This window comes from Erythrobacter sp. S267, from assembly GCF_057365045.1.
Genome location: NZ_CP200298.1, coordinates 924,546 through 945,148, shown reverse-complemented (window position 1 = coordinate 945,148; position 20,603 = coordinate 924,546). Strand labels below are relative to the sequence as shown.

The window sequence follows — 20,603 nt, the reverse complement described above, 5'->3', positions numbered from 1 at the left end:
TCCGTTTTGACCTCTGCGACCTATGCGGAAAAGCTCAAAATCACTCCGCCGCCTGCGCCATCTGCCCTTGCGATCCGAGCCGCGCGGTTTGTGCGCCTAGCTCTCGCACCAGGCCCGCCAGCAGTTCGGCCATGTCCTTAAGCGCCGGTACTGGCTCAGCCAAAGCCGCATTGAGATAGGTCGAACGGCACAGCTCCACCTGCATGCAATGAATGCCGCGCGATGGCTTGGCATGGCGGTCCAGCACATAACCGCCAGAATAGGGCCGATTGTGCCACGCGCAGCATCCTTGCGCGTCGAGATAGCGGAAGGCGCGCGAGGAGAGAACGCTGTGGCAGGATGAGCCATAGCGGTCACCCAGCACAATCTGCGGCGCGCGTTGCTCTCCGCTGGGCCGTCGCAAGGGCGGCATGGAGTGCAAATCGATCAGCAGAGCCGCTCCCCACTCGTCGCGAATGCGGGACAATTCTGCTGACAGAAATTCGTGATAGGGGCGGTGAATCTGGTCAATCCGCCGCTCCAATTCGGCATTCGGCAGTTTTGAGCGCCAGACCTCACCAAAACCGGGAAGACGCCGTGGTACCAGCCCTAACCCACTGCGCGCGCGAGCATTTTTGCCGCCCGGCGCTGCCTGTGACTGGGGTTGGGGTCGGCGCATCCGATGGGATTTGGGAGAGATCATCTCCCAATCCACATCTTCAGCCGAGCGGTTGAGGTCCAGCATTGCGCGCGGTGCCTCTGCCATCAGCAGACCGGTACCCGTCGCGCGGGCCACTTCGACGCCAACGGCATCGACATAGCGATCCTCCAGCCTCAATTGCGCCTGCCCCGCATCGCGCATATCGGCCAGAACCTCACCGGGATAAGCGCGCCCTGCATGCGGTACGGAAATCAACACCGGCAGCGGCATGGCCTTTGGAGTGACGTGGAGAAACGCCCCGCCCCTTACATCGCCCCCGATACTCGCGTCAGGATCGACAAAGCCCGCGACCGATCCACCCCGCGAAACCGCGAAATCATCGGCGCTTCCCATCGAAGTAAGCCTGGAAATTGGGTATGCAGGAGAAGAGGTTGGGACCGACATCACGCTTTTGCTGCCCACTTTCCTCGTGGGAGTCAAAGCCTCAGTGTCGCTCATCTGGCGCGCTGCGCAATGCGCTGCACGTTAAGTCTGTATGATAACCGCTTCGACAGGCCCGTCTCAAAGCAGGGCAACCGGGGTGAACGCCAAAGATTTCTTAAGCGAATGGCGCTATCACACCTTCATGAGCGTCAACCTCCCCCCACGAATCCTCCTTGCCGAGGATGAAGAAGCCATGCGCAGCTATCTCGAACGCGCCCTCGTCAATGCGGGCTACGAGGTTAAGAGCGTTGATCGCGGTACAGAAGCGGTTCCCCTGCTTGAAGCGGAGGAGTTTGACCTGCTGTTATCCGACATCGTTATGCCCGAAATGGACGGAATTGAGCTGGCCCAGCGCTGTGCAGAGATTTCTCCGCGCACCAAAGTGATGTTCATCACCGGATTCGCAGCTGTTTCCCTGCGCGCAAGCCGAGAGCAGCCGCATGCAAAAGTGCTCTCCAAACCATTCCATCTGCGCGATCTTGTGCTGGAAGTGGAACGCGTATTCGAAGAGCAGCGTCAGGCTTCGGTGTAACGCTTTTGACGGCGGCCATGCCGCCGGCTCCCTCCACCCTTCCACCCGGATCATAGCCCGGTGTGACAATCCGGGTGGAAGGGTGGAGGGAGCGGGTGGCTACGGAAACCTCAAAAACAGCACCGAATCGCTTGCAAGCCTTTCGAGCTTTCGCTAACGCGCCGCTTCTCGCAGCGACAACTTTGTGTTCGCCGCTGTTGAGCCTCAAGATGATGGTGCGGGCGTATAGCTCAGGGGTAGAGCACTATGTTGACATCGTAGGGGTCCCAAGTTCAAATCTTGGTACGCCCACCATCATCTCCTTCTCTCCCGTTTTTTCGACCTGCAAATGCCACGTTTCCACCTGCAAATGATTGTAACAGGTGTTGACGCGGCGCGTCTGGGCTAACAAACCCTTGTCAAAGGCCGAAAAATTTCATCGGGAGGGTAAAGTGAAACGATCTATCTTCAAAACATGCACTGCAAGCCTTGTGGCTGCCAGCGGGGCTCTGTTTCTGGCTGCTTGTGATGCGGCTCCAGCCACCGAAACCGGTGCGGACGGCGATTATTCCGCGGCTGCGCTCGACCCCTATCTCGCTGACCCCGCGGTTGGTGACCTCTGGGCGGCAAAGCTGGATGAGTTTTCGATCCATGAGTTTGGCACCGGAACCGACGAAGTCTCCAGCGCTTACGGTCTGATGAAGGTCGTCGAAGTTAGCGACGACCGCGTCATGGTCGTCACGGAAAGCGGCGCCTGGCCAGAGCCTGATGGCAGCCTCAATGATCTGCGCGGCGATCTTTCCAATATCACTTGGGATGAGAGTGAGACTATTCCGATCAACCGAGCCGATTTTGCCTCACTTGTGGCAAGCGAGCACATCCTCGAAACGCGCCGGATGGGCGAGTAACCACACAGCTTTAGACCGACACCAATGGGGCGGCGTTTCCAAGCGAAGCGCCGCCCCTTTTCCGTGACCCACTTGCACCCCGCTCCACCTCTGCTAGAGCGCGCGTGAGGGATCACATCAGACAGTTCTGTTGTGTGGAATCAGCCAAAAGGATGAAGGCAACAGCCATGCAAAAAATTCAGGTTAAGAACCCCGTTGTCGAGCTCGACGGCGATGAGATGACGAAGATCATCTGGCAGTGGATCCGGGAGCGTTTGATCCTGCCTTATCTCGATGTCGACCTGAAATATTACGACCTCTCTATCGAAAAGCGCGACGAGACGGACGACCAGATCACCATTGACGCTGCCAATGCCATCAAAGAGCATGGCGTGGGCGTGAAATGCGCGACTATCACGCCTGATGAAGCGCGCGTTGAAGAGTTTGACCTGAAGAAAATGTGGCGCTCCCCCAACGGGACGATCCGCAACATTCTGGGCGGCGTCGTCTTCCGTGAGCCGATCGTGATCGACAACGTTCCGCGTCTGGTTCCGGGCTGGACCCACCCGATTGTGGTTGGCCGTCACGCATTTGGCGATCAATATCGCGCAACCGACACGCTGATCCCGGGTCCGGGCAAGCTGCGCCTTGTTTACGAGGGCGAAGACGGCACCAATCTCGACCTCGAAGTGTTCGAATTTGAAAGCTCCGGCGTCGCGATGGCGATGTACAACCTCGACGATTCGATCCGCGCCTTTGCGCGCGCCTCGATGAACTACGGTCTCGACCGCAAGTGGCCGGTTTACCTCTCGACCAAGAACACGATCATGAAAGCCTATGACGGGCGTTTCAAAGACCTGTTCCAGGAAGTGTTCGACAACGAGTTTGCCGACAAGTTCGCGGAAGCCGGCATCACCTATGAGCACCGCCTGATCGACGACATGGTCGCATCCGCGCTCAAATGGTCGGGCAAGTTCGTCTGGGCTTGTAAGAACTATGATGGCGACGTGCAGTCCGACACGGTTGCGCAAGGGTTCGGCTCGCTCGGCCTGATGACTTCGGTGCTGATGACGCCTGACGGCAAGACGGTCGAGGCAGAGGCCGCGCACGGCACTGTCACCCGCCACTTCCGCCAGCACGAACAAGGCAAGGCGACCTCGACCAACCCGATTGCCTCGATCTTCGCGTGGACGCGCGGCCTGATGTATCGCGGCAAGTTTGACGAGACGCCCGACGTGGTCCGCTTTGCCGAGACGCTGGAGCGGGTCTGCATTGAAACGGTCGAGAACGGCCAAATGACCAAGGATTTGGCGCTGCTGATCGGCCCCTCGCAAAACTGGCTCACGACCGAGCAGTTCTTCGAGGCGATTGTGCAGAACCTTGAAAAGGAGATGGCGAACTGGGCCTGACATTCAGGCTCAGCGCAGATTGAGAGCATGGCGAACGGATCAAAGGCCCGGCTGGAAGTCCGGCAAGCCAAGCTCAAGGATGTGCGCGCCATCGGCGACCTGGTTCGCCGCGCTTATGACGACCTGCCCGCCTACACTCAGGGCGAGATTCGCGGGCAGATCAACAACTTCGCACAAGGCTGCTTCGTTGCGGTGCTCGACGGGAAGATCGTCGGATATTGCGCGTCGATGCGGCTGGATGAGAAAGTCGCTCTGTCGGATCACACCTGGGACGAGGTGACCGGCAATGGGTTTGGCTCGCGCCATGATCCGACGGGCGACTGGCTCTATGGCTATGAACTTTGCGTCGATCCCAAAGTGCGCGGGACGCGGCTGGGACGCCGACTGTATGAGGAACGCCGCGCTCTGGCAGAGCGGCTGGACCTGACTGGCATCGTTTTCGGCGGGCGGATGCCGGGTTATGCGCGGGCCAAGCGGCGCAAGACCAACCGCGCGGAAAACCCGGCTGAATATCTCGATCTGATCCTTGAAGGGAAGGTCCACGACCCGGTGCTGCGCTTCCAGCTCGCCAATGGGTTCGAGCCGGCGGGCATCCTGCCCAAGTATCTGCCTGAGGACAAAGCGAGCCGTGGCAACGCGGTGCGCATGGTCTGGCGCAACCCTTATGTCGATGGAGACGCGCCCAAGAAGCACCGCTTGCCCCGCGATGTCGAAGGCGTGCGGATTGCGACCTGCCAATTGCAGGCACGCGCGGTCAAAGACTTCGATGAATTTATGAAGCAGGTGAAGTATTTCGTTGATGTTGCAGCGGATTACGAAAGCGACTTCATCGTGTTTCCGGAGCTGTTCACTCTGATGCTGCTCTCTGCGCAGGAGGATGTGCTAAGCCCGCAGGAAGCGATTGAGACGCTGTCGGAGTTCACGCCGCGCATCCGGTCACGACTGTCAGAAATGGCGCTCGCCTACAACATCAACATTATCGGTGGATCACACCCCACGCGTATGCCTGATGGCGATATCCACAACGTCGCTTACGTGTGCCTGCGCGATGGGTCGATCTACGCACAGGAGAAGATCCACCCGACCCCGAATGAGGCCTATTGGTGGAACATAAAGGGCGGCGATTCCATCGACGCCATCCCGACCGATTGCGGCCCTATCGGGGTGCTCATCTGCTACGATAGCGAATTTCCAGAGCTTGCCCGCAGGCTAGTCGACGAAGGCGCGCGGATCATCTTCGTGCCCTTCTGCACCGATAGCCGCCAAGGCTATATGCGAGTGCGGTATTGCGCGCAGGCCCGCGCGATTGAAAACCAATGCTATGTCGTGATGAGTGGCAATGTCGGCAACCTGCCCAATGTCGCCAATATGGACATTCAATACGCGCAGAGCTGCATCCTTACCCCGTGCGACTTTCCCTTCGCCCGCGACGGCATCGCAGCAGAGGCAAGCGAGAATGTCGAAACGCTGACCATCAGCGACGTCAACCTTGCCGACCTGCAATGGGCGCGCGCAGAGGGAACCGTGCAGAACCTCGCCGACCGCCGCTTTGATCTCTACCAGGTCAAATGGGACAAGCGCGTTGGCAATATATCTGACCCTCTGGGCGAGACAGATGGTCCGCCCTCGCCCGATCTTCCAGAGGCTTCGGATATTTCTGGCGCGCGCGGTCATGGCGGCGGATGACAGTCCGCACGCATTGCAGTACTTCCTGACCGATGGCAGGCGAACTCACCCTCTCTCCGGTTATGTCGGACGCGCTCGTGATTCTGGGCGCGGCGGGGATCGTCATCCCGGTCTTCGCGCGCTTTCGGATCACGCCGATCATCGGCTTCATTCTGATCGGTATTCTGGTCGGCCCTTATGGGCTTGGCACATTGGTGGGCGAGTATGACTGGCTGCGACATATAACCATATCCGACCCGGAACGATTAGCCCCCTTCGCGGACTTCGGCATTATCCTTCTGCTGTTCGCCATCGGGTTGGAGCTGTCGTTCAACCGCCTGTGGCAATTGCGTAAATTGGTGTTTGGTCTTGGCAGTCTGGAGCTGCTGATCATCGGCAGCGTCTCGGCGGCTTTCTTTGGCTATTACAGCGGGATGAGCAGCACGGCGGCACTTGCCCTGGGCTTTGCCTTGGCCTTCTCTTCCACCGCGATTGTGCTGCCGATATCGGGCACGAAGAGCCCGGTCGGACGCGCGGCGCTGTCGATGTTGCTGTTTGAGGATATCATGATCGTCCCGATCATCTTCATCCTCGGCGCGCTTGCACCCAATGCCGCTGCCGACGGGGTGAGCGGGTTGACCACCACGCTGGTCCAAGGTGGTCTCGTTATCCTTGTCCTGCTGGTCGTGGGGCGCGTCGCCCTGCCCCGCCTATTCAGCCAGGCTGCCCGCACCAAGAGCCCCGAGCTGTTCCTCGCCGCCTCGCTCCTCGTCGTCATCGGCGCGAGCCTTGCGACATCGGCTGCCGGTCTTTCACCCATCGTCGGCGCACTGATTGCCGGCCTGTTGATCGCAGAGACTGAGTATCACGGCGAAGTCGAAAGCATCATGCAGCCGTTTAAGGGCCTTGCGCTGGGCGTCTTCCTCATCACCATCGGGATGACCATCAACCTTGCCGAAATCTGGCAAGACCTTGGCACTATCGCTGCCGCAGTGGTGGGCGTGCTCGTGTTCAAGGCTATCGTCACCGGCGTGCTGCTGCGCATGATGGGCGCGCGGCGCTCGACTGCGGCAGAGACCGGCGTGCTGATGGCGAGCCCCAGCGAAACGACGTTGATCGTCCTCGCCGCTGCCACCACCGCCTTGGTCATCGACACAGAGACCGCGCAATTCTGGCAAGTTGTCACTGCCATTGGCCTAACGGTGACGCCGCTGCTAGCAAAGCTGGGCCGCGTGATCGCCCGGCGGGTGGAGGCGGCTCCTGAACTGCCAGAAGAAGATGACCACGAGGAAGCCCGCACCATCATCATCGGGGGCGGACGCGTCGGACGCATGATCGCCGACATGCTGACCGCGCATGACCAACCCTATGTGGTGCTCGATTCCGATCCCGACCTTATCGACCGAGCAAGACGCGACGGGTATCGCGCGACTTTCGGAGACGCAGCGCGGGGCGATGCGCTCGACCGGTTGGGTTTGGCGACCACTCCCGCCGTGGTCTTGACGATGGATGAGCCTGTGCTTGCCCAGCGGCTCGTCGCAAAATTGCGCGCCAGCCACCCTGATCTGCTGATCGTCGCCCGCGCGCGCGACACTGATCACGCCGTGCTGCTTTACCGCGCCGGGGCCAGCCATGCCGTGCCCGAAACGCTCGAAAGCTCGCTGCAATTGTCGGAAGCCGTATTGGTCGATATCGGCGTCGCGATGGGACCGGTGATCGCCTCAATCCACGAAAAGCGCGACGAATATCGCGAGCAGATCGAGGTTCAAGGCGGGCTCAACCAACGGCCCAAATTGCGCTCCAGCACCGCTGGTGACGCGGCAGACTAAGCGCTTTCAAGAAATGCGCGCACCGCCGCGATTGCCTCTGCGCCTTTTGAGCCATCAGGACCGCCGCCTTGCGCCATGTCGGGACGGCCACCGCCGCCCTTCCCGCCCAAGGCCTCGACCCCTGCGCGCACCAGATCGACCGCGCTGAACCGCTCAGTCAAATCATCGGTGACGGCAGCCGCGATACTGGCCTTGCCATCATTGACCGCGACAATCGTCGCGATCCCTGTGCCGAGCCGCGCCTTGGTCTCATCAAGCAGCGGGCGCAGTTCCTTGGGGTTCAACCCTTCGAGCACCTGGCCGCTGAAGGTGATGCCGCCGACCTCGTCGTCAGACGGGCCAGAATCGCCCCCCGCATTGCCGCCGCCGCCCAGCGCAAGCGCCTTCTTCGCCTCTGCCAACTCTTTCTCAAGCCTCTTGCGCTCATCAAGAAGCGCCGTAATCCGCGCAGGCACCTCTTCTGGGGTTGCGCGAATGGCGCTGGCCGCAGCTTTCAACGCCTCTTCGCGGTCCACAAGCCAGGTGCGCGCAGCATCGCCGGTCAACGCTTCGATGCGGCGCACGCCAGAGGAGACGGCGCTCTCAGAGACGATCCGGAACAGGCCGATATCGCCCGTCGCAGTGACGTGGGTGCCACCGCAGAGCTCGACCGAGTAATTGCGGCCAGCAGAGCCCGCGCGCCCCATGGAAAGGACGCGTACCTCGTCGCCATATTTCTCGCCGAACAGCGCCAGAGCCCCTGCCTCAACGGCGTCATCAGGGCTCATCAGGCGCGTGGAGACCGGCTCATTTGCAAGGATTTCCGCGTTCACTTCAGCCTCAATGGCCTCAATGTCCTCGGGCGACAGCGGCTTGGGATGCGAGAAGTCGAACCGCAGACGCTCTTGTGCGACCATCGAACCCTTCTGGGTCACATGGTCGCCCAGCTGGTTGCGCAAAGCGGCATGAACGAGGTGCGTTGCCGAGTGGTTGGCGCGGATCTGATCGCGCCGCACGGCGTCGACTTCCAGCTGGACATTGTCGCCCACGCTGACCTCGCCAGCGGTGATCGTCGTATGATGCGCGTGCAAGCGCCCAAGCGGTTTGCTGGTGTCTGTCACTTGCGCGATCAACCCATCAGGCGTCGAGATCGCTCCGGTATCGCCGGTTTGGCCACCGCTCTCGCCATAGAAAGGCGTTTGGTTGGTGAGGATGACGACCGCGTCACCCGCCTTCGCGCTCGCAACTTCCGCGCCGTCTTTGACGATGGCCACCACGCGGCCCTCGCCCGAGGTCGCGGCGTAACCGGTAAACTCGCTTGCGCCTTCGCGTTCCGCAATGTCGAACCAAACCTCGCCCGAAGCCGCTTCGCCTGAGCCCTTCCAGGCTGCACGCGCGGCTTCCTTTTGGCGGGTCATGGCAGCGTCAAACCCGTCGGAGTCCACTGAGATCCCGCGAGCGCGCAGAGCGTCTTCGGTGAGATCGTAGGGGAAGCCGTAAGTGTCATAGAGTTTGAAGGCGGTCTCGCCGTCGAGGGTGCCGCCTTCCGCCATGTCGCCGGTCGCTTCGTCGAGCAGCTTGAGGCCCTTCTCCAGCGTCTTGCGGAACTGCGTTTCTTCGCGCAGCAGGACCTCTTCGATCAGCGCCTGACCGCGCTGCAATTCGGGATAGGCCTGGCCCATTTCGGTCACGAGCGAGGGTACGAGGCGATGCATCAGAGGCTCGCTCGCCCCAAGCAGATGCGCATGACGCATCGCGCGGCGCATGATCCGGCGCAGGACATAGCCGCGCCCTTCATTTGAGGGCAGCACGCCGTCGGCCATCAGGAACGAGGTCGAACGCAAGTGGTCCGCGATCACTCGGTGCGAGGCGGTGGTGTCACTGTTTGCAGCAACGCCAGTAAGGCCTTCGGAAGCCGCGATCAGCGCTTTGAATGTGTCGGTGTCGTAATTGTCATGCACGCCCTGCATGACCGCAGCGATCCTTTCGAGCCCCATGCCGGTGTCGATCGAGGGCTTGGGCAAGTCGCTCCGCGTGCCGTCCGCCGATTGGTCAAACTGCATGAAGACGAGGTTCCAAATCTCGATAAAACGGTCGCCGTCTTCATCCGGGCTGCCGGGAGGGCCTCCGGGAATGTGGTCGCCATGGTCGTAGAAAATTTCCGAACACGGCCCGCAAGGCCCGGTTTCCCCCATCGACCAGAAATTGTCGTTGGTTGAGATCCGGATGATGCGATCTTCGGGCAAGCCGGAGATTTTACGCCACAGGTCGAACGCCTCGTCATCAGTGTGGTAAACGGTCGCAAGGAGCTTGTCCTGTGCCAAGCCCCATTCCTTGGTCAGGAGGGTCCAGGCGTTGAGGATCGCCTGCTCTTTGAAATAGTCGCCAAACGAAAAGTTGCCGAGCATTTCGAAGAATGTGTGGTGGCGTGCCGTGTAGCCGACATTGTCGAGATCATTGTGCTTGCCGCCAGCGCGCACGCATTTCTGCGAGGAAGTCGCGCGCGGTCCCGGAGGTGTCTCAAGACCCGTGAAGACGTTCTTGAAAGGCACCATGCCCGCATTCACGAACATGAGCGTGGGGTCGTTGTACGGCACCAGAGGCGCACTGGGCACAGCCACGTGATCTTCGCTTCCGAAGAAGTCGAGGAAGGACCGGCGAATATCGTTGGTCGAAGTCATAGAGCGCAGTTAGGCAAAGCTGCGCCCAGCGACAAGCCATAGCGCGAGCGTAAGTGATATTCGTTTGATCGATGTTGCAGAGCGGCCCGCCTCATCGGGTGCCAACCGGCGAAGCAACATCCGCAAACGCCGAAACCCAACGAAAAACCCCAACGAAAAACCGGCGCGAACCGTATTCCTCGGGGAAAGGATGGGTCCACGCCGGCATTCCGTGTTTCCGGGCGGCGGGAGAAACCCGCTCTTGTAGTGCTCCACCTATGACGCTTGTCGCGCGGCAGAGCGCCCGCTTGAGGATCAGTCTTCGGGGTCCGCGTCCGGCCCTGTCATCATCTCCTCGGCGACCTCATCGGTTTTACCGCGAATGGCGGCTTCCAACTTGTCGCAAACTTCGGGGTTTTCTTTCAGGTAGGTCTTGGCGTTCTCACGCCCCTGCCCGATCCGCACGCTGTCATAGGAATACCAGCTGCCCGATTTCTCAACGATGCCCGCTTTGACACCAAGGTCGAGAATCTCTCCGTTTTTGGAGATCCCCTGACCATACATGATGTCGAATTCGACCTGTTTGAACGGCGGGGCGACCTTGTTCTTGACCACTTTGACGCGGGTCGAGTTGCCGATCACTTCATCGCGGTCCTTGATCTGGCCGGTGCGGCGAATGTCCAAGCGAACCGAGGCGTAGAACTTAAGCGCGTTACCGCCCGTCGTCGTCTCTGGGTTGCCGTACATCACGCCGATCTTCATGCGCAGCTGGTTGATGAAGATCACCATGCACTTCGAACGGTTGATCGAGCCGGTGAGCTTACGCAGCGACTGCGACATCAGGCGCGCCTGGAGGCCCACATGCGAGTCGCCCATTTCGCCTTCAATCTCAGCGCGCGGCACCAGAGCCGCCACCGAGTCCACCACCAGCACGTCAACCGCATTGGAGCGAACCAGAGTGTCGGTGATCTCAAGCGCCTGCTCACCCGTGTCAGGCTGCGAGACGATCAGTTCATCGATGTCGACGCCCAGCTTTTTCGCATAGACCGGGTCAAGCGCGTGCTCTGCATCGACGAAAGCCGCCGTGCCGCCCGCTTTCTGAGCCTCTGCAATGACATGCAGCGCCAGAGTCGTTTTGCCTGAGCTTTCCGGGCCATAAACCTCAATCACGCGGCCTTTGGGCAGGCCGCCAATTCCAAGCGCAATGTCCAGCCCCAGCGAACCGGTCGAAATGGCTTCGACCTCCATCGCCTCTTTCGAGCCGAGTTTCATCGCCGAGCCTTTACCAAACGCCCGATCAATCTGTGCAAGAGCGGCATCAAGTGCCTTTTGACGGTCCACGCCTTTTTCCTTCTCTACCAGCTTCAATTGAGTAGCCATCGCATGCGCTCCTTCTAAAGCATAGAGCCGGTTATCGAGTTTTAACCAGCTACTGGAGAGACCCCGATGTCGCCCCCTGTTGGACATTTTGTATCCCATTTGTTCCATTAGAACAAGAGCGGAACAAAACTTTTTTCCAGAAGGCGGTTTTATGCGTCTTTTGAGTGCTTTGCGCTGCGCATGACTGTTCCAACCTTGTCGCTGATGGCGGCAACGCTGAACGGTTTGGCCAGGAAATGCATGTTGGGCACGTCGATATCCTTGCGCAGCGATTCTTCGGCATAGCCGGACATGAACAGCACAGGGATGTCGGGATGAAGCTCACGAATGGCACGGACCATGGCGGGGCCGTCCATTCCCGGCATGACGACATCGCTCACCACGATATCGAAATCTTCGTCCGCTTTGATCGCGGCAAGCCCCTCTTCCCCGTCTGCGCAGGCGACGATTTGGTAGCCTGCGCGCGACAGAGCCCGCTCGGCGACGGCGCGGACCATGTCTTCGTCCTCGACCAGCAGGATACGCCCGCCGACTGACCAGTCTGACGAGGCCTCTTCAACCTCAGGCTCAGCGCGGCGCGGCGTCTCGCCCTTGTGGACCGGGAAGTAGATCGTGAAGCGAGCGCCCTTGGGCCGGCCATTTGCATCACTCACATTGTCCGCAAAGATGAAGCCGCCCGATTGCTTGACGATACCGTAGGCGGTGGAGAGGCCGAGGCCGGTGCCCTTGCCCAGCTCCTTGGTCGTGAAAAAGGGTTCAAACAGTTTGGGCAGTACTTCGGTCGGGATGCCGCCGCCATTATCCTCGACAATAAGGACAGTGTAATCCGCCGGCGGCAGGACTTCCGAGCCGAGCTTAACCACCTGGCTGGCTCCGATCGAGCGGGTCAGGAGAGAGATGCGCCCCTGCTTCTTGCCATTGACCGCGCGGCCATGCGGGCCGTTGGCGTTGATCGCGTCGCGCGCGTTGACTGCAAGGTTCATGATGACCTGCTCAAGCTGCTGCGGGTCAGCCCGCACCGCACCCAGATTGCGGTCATGCTGGACGTAATAGTCGATCTTCTCTCCAAGCAGCCGCGTGATCAGCGGGCCAACCTCGCTCACCACGTCGGGCAATTGGAGGATCTCTGGCCGCAAGGTCTGCTGGCGCGAGAAGGCGAGCAATTGGCGCGTCAGCGAGGCGGCTCGGTTGGAATTTGCGCGGATCTGCTGGATGTCGTCATAGTCGCTATCGCCCGGCGTGTGGCGCAGTAGCATGAGGTCGCACGTGCCGATGATTGCGGTGAGGACATTGTTAAAATCATGCGCGACGCCGCCTGCGAGCTGGCCGACCGCCTGCATCTTGGTCGCTTGCGCCACCTGCCGTTTGAGCTGCGTCTCTTCCGACGTGTCCGCAAGGCTGAGCAGCACCGCTGCCTCACCCAGCCCGCGCACTCCGGCAAGGCCCATGGAGACAGGCTCATCCGGTTGCCCAACCAGCCGCACGGCCATATCGCCGCTGGTTGCAGGCCCGCGCCCGTGACGGCGCACGGCGTCGGAGAGTGCGGCCTTATCCTCTCTCACCACAAGATCGGTGGGGAATGCAGGAAGCCCGCGCCCTTCCCGCTCAACCGAGCGCAGGAAGGCGTCATTGCCGAACAGGAATCGTCCATCGCGGTCGGTCATGGCAAGGCCGAGCGGGAGCTGCGCCAACAGCGCCTCCAACTGGGCAACGCCCGCTTGGCTAGAACCATCCCACGCTCCGCCAATACCAACCCCGCCATCGACGAGCAGCATCAAGGTCGCGCCATCATCCGGGCCAGGGGCTTCACCAGCCGCAGAGGGTTCGCTTAAAGGCACGTCAATCAGGGTTTGCGGAGTGCCCGCCCGACCTTCCCTTGCAAAGAAGATGCGGTCACGCTCATCCGCGCGCAGGAAGGAGACGAAGTCCTGCCCCGCAAGCGTCGCGCTCTCATCGCCCGAGGCACGCAGCGCAAATCCGGGGCTGACCGAGCGGATCGCGCCATCCGCGCCAGTGATCGCCGCCTCAATCCCCGCGCGGCTCAGCATAGTGCCGAGCAGCCCGCCAAGATTGATATCGGCGAGCGCATCGCGCTGCGGTGCGAGCGTCTTCTGGAACGTCCAGATCAGGTGATCGTCGCCGCGCCCTGCCCGAGTAACCTGGACCCGCCATTCACCGCTTTGGGTCGCAAGCCGTTCCATGGCGCCCATCCCATCGCGCCAGGTCTCCCGCGCGAGCTTGGTCATCGCTTCCAGCTCAGGCCGGTCAATGTCCAAGGCGGGCGGAGCGGTCTCACTCCCGAATTGCTCGACAAACAGGCTATTGGCGCAAACGAGGCGATTGGCGCGGTCGGTGATGGCGATGGCGAGGCCATTGCCCCCAGCACCGCCGAACGCGCCGCCCTGGCTTTCAATCGCAGCGACGGTGACTGACCAATCGGGCGCGGCTTGCTGAGTGACCGTGGCCTGCCCGCTCATCCGCTCAAAAGCGAGCGCGCCAAGCAGCAGCACGACAAGCCCCGCCGCATAGGCCGCCGTCAGCACCCAGTCGGAAGTCACAGCGAACAGCACGCCAGCGCTCACCAGCAAAGCCAGTGCGACGGCTATCATAAGCCGCTTGCCCGACTCGGATATCGAACCCTCGTCAGTATCGGCAGGTCGCAACATGGGATGGGCGAGTTCGGAGTTCACTTGGGACAGGCTACCGCTCTAACGAATGGGCAATGTCAAAGCGCAGGCAACTGAGCTTTCACGGCGAAGACCGACAGCTTACTCAGCGCCGAGACGCTGGTCGAGACGGTCTTCCATCCCTTTCAGACGTTTTGCCCGCCTGCGTGCAACGATAAGGCGCCAGATCGCGCCAGAAAAGAGATAGCCGAGCGAGGAACTGACCACGGCAAGCGCAAAGAAGCCCACAACGGTCACGCCAGCCATCTGGAAGAAGTCAACAATTGAGCCCCACCAAGACGTCCCCATCTTGGAGGAAGACATCTCCACAGTCACTGCGTCGATTTGCAGCATAAAATTGCCAACCCGGTTGGCGACCACAGCCCAAAAGGCGATCGTGAGCGGGTTGGTCACAAACGTGACCATCGCAGCGAGCGGCACATTGGCACGCGCAGGCAGAGCCAGAAACGCGGCGAGGAAAATCTGCCCCACCGGTATGATAAAGGCTGCAAACAGGCCCAACGCCACGCCGCGGGGGACCGAGCGGCGGGTAAAGCGCCACAGCTCTGGCGACAGGAACCGGTGCGCAATGGGACGCAGATACTTGTTGCGCGCCATCTCCTCACGCTTGGGCATGTGGCGACCCAGCTTGTGGCTGGTCCACTTAAAGGGGTTCGAGAAGAACCCAGGAGAGGAAGAATGGGCGCTCATAGGATCGCGGCTCCCCTGCGCCTCGCGCTAGAGGATTGCAAGCGTCCTTCGCCAAAGAGCGTATCGAGCACCATGAGTGACGATATGGGTATCACGCTGCATCTGACCAATGGGTGAATTGCCTATTGCGGGAATTTTTTCCGCTAAGCTTTTGGCGATTCGAACCTAGCCGCGATCGCGCATCAGCCGCGCCTTGTCGCGCTTCCAATCGCGTTCTTTGATCGATTGCCGCTTATCATGGGCCTGCTTACCCTTGGCCAACGCGAGTTCGACTTTTGCCCGGCCCGTTCTGTTGAAATAGACCGATAGCGGCACCAGCGTCATGCCCTTGCGCTCGACCGCGCCGAACAGCTTCCCGATTTCGCGCGAGTTCAACAGCAGCTTGCGCGGGCGGCGCGGTTCGTGGTTGAGGCGGTTGCCGTGCGAATATTCGGGGATGTTGGCGTTGATCAGCCACACCTCCCCATCGCGCACTTCGGCATAGCTTTCCGCAATCGTCGCTTGCCCCGCCCGCAAAGCCTTCACCTCGGTCCCTTGCAGAGCGAGGCCAGCTTCAAACTTCTCCTCAATCGCATAATCAAACCGCGCGCGGCGATTTTCCGCGACGGTCTTTTGCTTGTCGAAGGTTTCGGGTTTGGGGCGTGCCATGGTGGGGTGGCAGATAGGACGCGACTTCGCGCTTGCCAACCGACGTTTTTGAGCACAATCGGGCCGCCAAGGGGATCAATCCACAATGACCGCGTCAAATACACCAGCCAAAGCAGTCGCAAAGCCAAAGGGGTTCAAAATCGGCGGTGAGGTCATCGCGCCGGGAAAACAGGTCGATATCGGCTTGCCAATCACAACCATGGCGACGGGTTTCAGCTCACAGCTTGCGGTCCGGGTGGTCCATGGTGCCAAGCCTGGGCCCTGCGTCTTTATCAGTGCCGCAATTCATGGCGATGAGATTGTCGGCACCGCCGTGATCCAGCGCCTGGCAAACATGATATCTCCTGAACAGCTTTCCGGCACGCTGCTGCTTGTTCCGGTGGCGAACATATTCGGTTTTCTCGCCCATACACGTTACCTACCCGACCGGCGCGACCTCAACCGGTCTTTCCCCGGCACTTCGAGCGGTTCGCTCGCCGGGCAGGTCGCGCATGTGTTCTTCAACGAAGTGGTGAGCCGTTCGGACCTTGGCATCGACATCCACTCTGCCGCCGTCCACCGCTACAACCTGCCGCAGATCCGCATCGCGGCTGGCAACAAGAGACTGGTCGAGCTCGCCACCGCCTTTGGCGCGCCTGTGATTATCGAAAGCCCCCTGCGTGACGGAAGCTTGCGAGCTCTGGCCGCCAAGGAAGGCGTCGACATGCTGCTGATGGAGGCGGGAGAGGCGCTGCGCTTTGATCGCTTCTCAATCGAAACCGGCGTCGCCGGCGTTGTCCGTGTGCTTCACCAGATGGGAATGATCGGCGAGGACATCAGCCTCACCGAACCGGCTCTGCCTGCTCGCTCAAAAAAGACGCAATGGGTCAGAGCGCCCCGCGGCGGGGTCACGCACCGGGTCCGCAAATCAGGCGATGCTGTGCGAGAGGGCGATCTGCTCGCCGCTGTCGCTGGGCTTTTTGGGGAGGAACCACTCGAGATCGTTAGTCCGATTGACGGCATCATCATCGGTCACGCGACGCTTCCAGTGGTTCATCAGGGCGACGCGCTGTTCCACATCGCACAGGTCGCCAACCCCGAACGCGTCGGCGCCCGGATCGAAGACCTAGCCGATGCGATCTACGCCACCGAATCGGACGATTTTGCCGAAGTGCTGCTGGACGAAGACGAAGTGCTTTAGTCTCGGGCGCGATGAATGGCGTAGCCGAGCATCAAACCAATCCCGCATGCTCCAGCGCGGCATCGACAGCCTTGCGCGACTCCGCGCTCGCCTCGACAATCGGCAGGCGCACTTCGGGGGAGAACCAGTCGTGGACGCGGCTCAGCGCGTATTTGACCGGCGCTGGCGAGGCGTCTGAGAACATCGCGTAGTGCAACGGGAAGAGGCGGTCGTTGAGGTCGCGCGCTTTCTTAAGCTCATTGTTGTTGATTGCTTCCTGAAACTCAGCGCACAGAGCGGGCGCGACATTGGCGGTGACGGAGATCGCTCCCCTACCCCCAGCCGCATTGTGCGGCAGCCACAGTTCATCATTGCCTGACAGCTGGCAAAACTCGCGCCCGATGCCCATGCGGTGGTCAGCGACGCGGGAGAGGTCTCCGCTGGCGTCCTTAATGGCGACGATCTGCTCAGGGTATTTCTTGACGAGAGCAACCACGGTCTCGTCCTCTATGTCTGTCACGGTGCGCGCGGGCACGTTGTAGAGCACGATGGGCAGGTCGCACTCTTCCGCCAGATAGCTGAAATGCGCGATCAGGCCCGCCTGGCTCGGACGGTTGTAATAGGGAGCAACGCAAAGGCCTGCCGCCGCGCCTGCCTTCTTTGCAAAGTTCATATGCAGCGCCGCATTGCGCGTGTCGTTCGACCCGCAACCCGCGATAACTGGCACCCGGCCTGCGGCTTGCTCTATGCACACCTCGATCACGCGGTGGTGCTCTGCGTTACTCAGCGTCGAGGCTTCTCCAGTGGTCCCGCATGGCACCAAGCCAGAGCTGCCATTGTCGATCTGCCAGTCGACGAGCTTGCGAAACGCAGCCTCATCAAACGATCCACCGCTAAAAGGAGTCGCCAGAGCGGGTATCGAGCCGCTGAACATTGCTTTTTCCCTGTCTTAAAACAAATAAGTATGGAACATGGGGGGACGTTTTGACATTCCCCTACCTCTGTTCAGCGCCTGATAAGGAGCCTCCCCGCACTATGTCCAGCATGGTCAGCAATTTGCTCTCACGCCCTATCGCGATCGCGGCTCTTGCTGCGGCGTCTTTGGGAGCACTTGCCACGCCTTCATCTGCGCAGATGGGCCCCGACAGCCCACGCAGCAATCTTGTGGCAAAAGCGCCGAGCCAGATCGGCTCAGCGATTGCGACATGGGAACAATTGCATGGGACCGGGGAATATTCCTTTGACGAATATGCCAGCTTCATCCTCGCCTATCCTGACTTTCCGCGCACCGAAGTGCTGCGGATCAAGGCCGAGCGGACGCTCGACGATGCGGTGCCAGCGCAAGCGGATGTGCTGGCCTTTTTCGACGCCAACCCGCCGCTCACCAATCATGGCCGCGCGCTGTATGCTCTAACCCTCGCAGCGGTCCAACGTGAGGAAGCCTTCGATGTTGCCCGCGCGGCATGGCGCGGCGGGGATATGAGCGAACCGGCAGAGGCCTATATCCTCGGCCTCTATGGTAGCCAGCTCACCACAGACGATCACCGCGCCCGCGTCGATGCTTTGCTGTGGCAGGGTGAGGCAGCCGCGGCAGAGCGGCAGATCATCAACTTGGCGCCGGAAGACCGCGACCTCGCCATGGCGCGGATTGCTCTGGTGCGTGGAAGCTTGCCGAGCGCGGCGGGGCTGGCGGTCCCGGCGGACGCACAAACCGACGCAGGCTACGTCCACAACCTCGTCAATTACTATCAGTCGAAGCGCCAAACACAGGCGGCGATCAATTTGCTCGCCAACCGTCCAGCCTTTGCAGCGCCCGCGCATGACCCGGCGGAGATGGTCGGCGACATGCTCACCGTTGCAACGGCGGCAGGCGCGACGACGACGGTGCAGATTGCGAGCAAAACCGACGATCTGTTTGCACCGGGCACTGACATTTCCAAGGGCTCTTTCGCCCTGCGCGACCGCTACACCGATCTGATGTGGAAGGGCGGCACGAACGCCTTGTGGCGGCTCGGCAATGGAGCAGCGGCAGCGCCCTTGTTCCTGCGCTATGGCCAAGCAGCGCGCACGCCTCTGACCCGTTCGAAGGGCTTCTATTGGGCAGGCCGCGCCGCGCGTGCAGCCGGGCTTGAGCAAGACGCGGTGCGCTATTTCGAGATGGCCGCTGAGTATCCGCACTATTATTACGGCCAGCTCTCGATCAGCGCACTGGGCAAGCCGATGCCTGACTTTGCTGAGTTGCCAGCCGTGACGGCGGTGGATGTGGACGTTGCCCACGAATTCGAGAACCGCTCTCTCGTCAAAGCCTTGCGTCACATCGCCAACAATCGTGGGCGTTGGCAGACCGAGCGGCGCTTCTTCCAAGCGATCGGCAATATGCCAAAGACCGAGGAAGAACTGCTCATGGTCGAGGCTCTGGCAAAAGAACTGAACCTGCCAGAAATGGCGGTCGTCGTCGGCATGGAAGCGGGCGCGAATGGCTTTGCGGGATATGAGCGGATTGGCTTTCCCACATACCCCACTCCGGTCGTGAACGATTGGACGATGGTCCACGCGATCAGCCGTCAGGAAAGCGAGTTTGACCGCACCCGCCAAAGCCATGCAGGCGCCCGCGGGATTATGCAGCTGATGCCGGGCACTGCGCGCGAGCAATCGGGGATGATTGGGCGGCGCTATCTCTCAGCGAGCCTGTTCTCCGACACCGATTACAACATCACTTTGGGCGATGCCTATTTCGCGCGGATGATGGACTATTATGGCGGCGCCTATCCGCTTGCCGTGGCCGCCTACAATGCAGGACCCGGCCGCGTGAACCAGTGGCTACGCCTTAACGGTGATCCGCGCCGAGGTGATATCGACTGGGTGACCTGGGTCGAGAAGATCCCCGCCAATTTCGAGACCCGCTACTACGTCATGCGCGTCATCGGCAATGCGGTGAGCTATTCGCATATGTATCCGCAACAAGCGGGTATCCCTCGCCCGGTCGATAGCTTCCTACCGTAAGGCAAGTCCTGCGTGAGCGCTCCTTCCAAGCTCAATTCCGGCCCGCCGATCAGCCCGGCGGGGATGGCGACGCTCAAGGCGCGCTATGATCATCTGCTTGGCACCGAACGGCCTGAGATTGTCGAGATCGTCAGCTGGGCGGCGGGCAATGGCGACCGCTCGGAGAACGGCGACTATCTTTATGGGCGCAAGCGCATGCGTGAGATCGACCGCGAGCTGGCCTATCTCGCCAAGCGCATGAAGGCGTGCCGCGTGATTGATCCGGCGCAGCAATCCGACCGGTCGCGCGTGTTTTTCGGAGCCAAAGTCGAGCTCGCCGATGAGGACGATGAACGCCGCACAATCACCATCGTGGGCGACGACGAGCAGGATGCGGGCAAGGGTCTGGTCGGTTGGTCCTCTCCCATTGCCAAAGCCTTGAAAGGCGCTTCTATCGGAGAGTTGCGCACTGTCCGTCTGCCCGGCGGTCTGAAAGAGTGGGAGGTAATGGCAATCAGCTATGACTAGATTTCTCCTCCCTTTGGCTATCGCCGCCACGCTGACAGCCCCCCTCGCCGCAAAGGACAGCCTTGGCATCTACGGCGCATGGGGAGCATTCCGCGATGACAGCCCTGCGCGCTGCTATGCCATCGCCAAACCGCGCGAATCGTCCGATGCCGGTCCTTTCGCCAGCATTGCCAGCTGGCCCGACGCAGGTATCCGCACCCAGCTCCACATCCGCTTGTCGCGCTCCGTGGCCGAGGGTGCCGAAGTCACTCTGCGGATCGGAGACGAACGCTTCCAGCTCGCCGCCAATGGCCGCAACGCCTGGGCTCAAGATGCCCGCATGGACGCAGCTATCATTGCTGCCGTGCGCTCCGCCACTCGGATGAGCGTATCGGGACGCGACGAACGCGGCCGCGCCTTCACCGATCGCTATGACCTCGCCGGCGTTGCCACAGCGATTGACGCGGCGGTCGTGGGCTGCGCCTAA

General features: G+C 60.9%; 16 protein-coding genes and 1 tRNA gene. 10 read left to right on the top strand and 7 right to left on the bottom strand.

The genetic code is table 11. The features are described 5' to 3' along the window. Window positions 1-40: 40 nt before the first annotated feature. On the bottom strand, window positions 41-1,033 hold the full coding sequence (locus tag AC0V6X_RS04310; protein WP_486183357.1) for an N-formylglutamate amidohydrolase: 993 nt from the start codon (window positions 1,031-1,033) through the stop codon (window positions 41-43). A gap of 232 nt (window positions 1,034-1,265) precedes the next feature. Here AC0V6X_RS04310 and cpdR point away from each other — a divergent pair, with 232 nt between their 5' ends. From cpdR to AC0V6X_RS04280, 6 genes are all read left to right on the top strand, one after another. After that, window positions 1,266-1,655, top strand: coding sequence for a cell cycle two-component system response regulator CpdR (gene cpdR, locus AC0V6X_RS04305; protein WP_486185510.1), 390 nt, complete (start codon window positions 1,266-1,268; stop codon window positions 1,653-1,655). A 219-nt stretch (window positions 1,656-1,874) separates the two neighbouring features. Next, window positions 1,875-1,949: transfer RNA gene (locus AC0V6X_RS04300), tRNA-Val, on the top strand. Between the two features lie 137 nt (window positions 1,950-2,086). Beyond that, a complete protein-coding gene (locus AC0V6X_RS04295) occupies window positions 2,087-2,542 on the top strand; it encodes a hypothetical protein (protein ID WP_486183356.1) in 456 nt (151 codons plus the stop codon). 167 nt (window positions 2,543-2,709) lie between these two features. Beyond that, window positions 2,710-3,930 (top strand): NADP-dependent isocitrate dehydrogenase, encoded by a 1,221-nt coding sequence (locus AC0V6X_RS04290; RefSeq protein ID WP_486183355.1) that lies wholly within the window; start codon window positions 2,710-2,712, stop codon window positions 3,928-3,930. 27 nt (window positions 3,931-3,957) lie between these two features. After that, the gene (locus AC0V6X_RS04285; protein WP_486183354.1) at window positions 3,958-5,616 is read left to right on the top strand and encodes a GNAT family N-acetyltransferase; all 1,659 of its coding nucleotides are present in this window, start codon (window positions 3,958-3,960) and stop codon (window positions 5,614-5,616) included. 32 nt (window positions 5,617-5,648) lie between these two features. Beyond that, window positions 5,649-7,424 (top strand): cation:proton antiporter domain-containing protein, encoded by a 1,776-nt coding sequence (locus AC0V6X_RS04280; RefSeq protein ID WP_486183353.1) that lies wholly within the window; start codon window positions 5,649-5,651, stop codon window positions 7,422-7,424. On the opposite strand, the gene alaS is transcribed toward AC0V6X_RS04280, so the two are convergent. The 5 genes from alaS to smpB all read right to left on the bottom strand — a co-directional run bounded on the left by alaS (window position 7,421) and on the right by smpB (window position 15,468). After that, window positions 7,421-10,084 carry an alanine--tRNA ligase gene (alaS, locus tag AC0V6X_RS04275; RefSeq protein ID WP_486183352.1) on the bottom strand — a complete coding sequence of 888 codons (2,664 nt, stop codon included), beginning with the start codon at window positions 10,082-10,084 and terminating at the stop codon, window positions 7,421-7,423. The two genes, AC0V6X_RS04280 and alaS, sit on opposite strands and share 4 nt — an antisense overlap. Before the next feature lie 294 nt (window positions 10,085-10,378). Next, a complete protein-coding gene (gene recA / locus AC0V6X_RS04270) occupies window positions 10,379-11,443 on the bottom strand; it encodes a recombinase RecA (RefSeq protein ID WP_486183351.1) in 1,065 nt (354 codons plus the stop codon). Between the two features lie 149 nt (window positions 11,444-11,592). Next, window positions 11,593-14,052 carry a response regulator gene (locus tag AC0V6X_RS04265; RefSeq protein ID WP_486183350.1) on the bottom strand — a complete coding sequence of 820 codons (2,460 nt, stop codon included), beginning with the start codon at window positions 14,050-14,052 and terminating at the stop codon, window positions 11,593-11,595. A 159-nt stretch (window positions 14,053-14,211) separates the two neighbouring features. Next, the gene (locus AC0V6X_RS04260) at window positions 14,212-14,745 is read right to left on the bottom strand and encodes a DUF2062 domain-containing protein (RefSeq protein WP_486185509.1); all 534 of its coding nucleotides are present in this window, start codon (window positions 14,743-14,745) and stop codon (window positions 14,212-14,214) included. 240 nt (window positions 14,746-14,985) lie between these two features. Further along, complete coding sequence (smpB, locus tag AC0V6X_RS04255; protein ID WP_486183349.1) at window positions 14,986-15,468, bottom strand: SsrA-binding protein SmpB; 483 nt, start codon at window positions 15,466-15,468, stop codon at window positions 14,986-14,988. Between the two features lie 85 nt (window positions 15,469-15,553). Between smpB and AC0V6X_RS04250 the strand changes: the two genes are divergently transcribed. After that, window positions 15,554-16,648 (top strand): succinylglutamate desuccinylase/aspartoacylase family protein, encoded by a 1,095-nt coding sequence (locus AC0V6X_RS04250; protein ID WP_486183348.1) that lies wholly within the window; start codon window positions 15,554-15,556, stop codon window positions 16,646-16,648. Between the two features lie 31 nt (window positions 16,649-16,679). Here the strand turns inward: AC0V6X_RS04250 and dapA are convergent, their stop codons facing one another. Then, a complete protein-coding gene (gene dapA, locus AC0V6X_RS04245; RefSeq protein WP_486183347.1) occupies window positions 16,680-17,561 on the bottom strand; it encodes a 4-hydroxy-tetrahydrodipicolinate synthase in 882 nt (293 codons plus the stop codon). A 101-nt stretch (window positions 17,562-17,662) separates the two neighbouring features. Between dapA and AC0V6X_RS04240 the strand changes: the two genes are divergently transcribed. From AC0V6X_RS04240 to AC0V6X_RS04230, 3 genes are read left to right on the top strand one after another with little or no spacing between them, the layout of a single operon-like run. After that, window positions 17,663-19,630, top strand: a complete 1,968-nt coding sequence (locus AC0V6X_RS04240) for a lytic transglycosylase domain-containing protein (protein WP_486183346.1) — start codon at window positions 17,663-17,665, stop codon at window positions 19,628-19,630. 12 nt (window positions 19,631-19,642) lie between these two features. Further along, entirely contained in the window at window positions 19,643-20,137 is a 495-nt protein-coding gene (locus tag AC0V6X_RS04235) for a GreA/GreB family elongation factor (RefSeq protein WP_486183345.1), read from the top strand. Then, window positions 20,130-20,603 carry an invasion associated locus B family protein gene (locus AC0V6X_RS04230; RefSeq protein WP_486183344.1) on the top strand — a complete coding sequence of 158 codons (474 nt, stop codon included), beginning with the start codon at window positions 20,130-20,132 and terminating at the stop codon, window positions 20,601-20,603. Before AC0V6X_RS04235 ends, AC0V6X_RS04230 begins: the two co-directional genes overlap by 8 nt.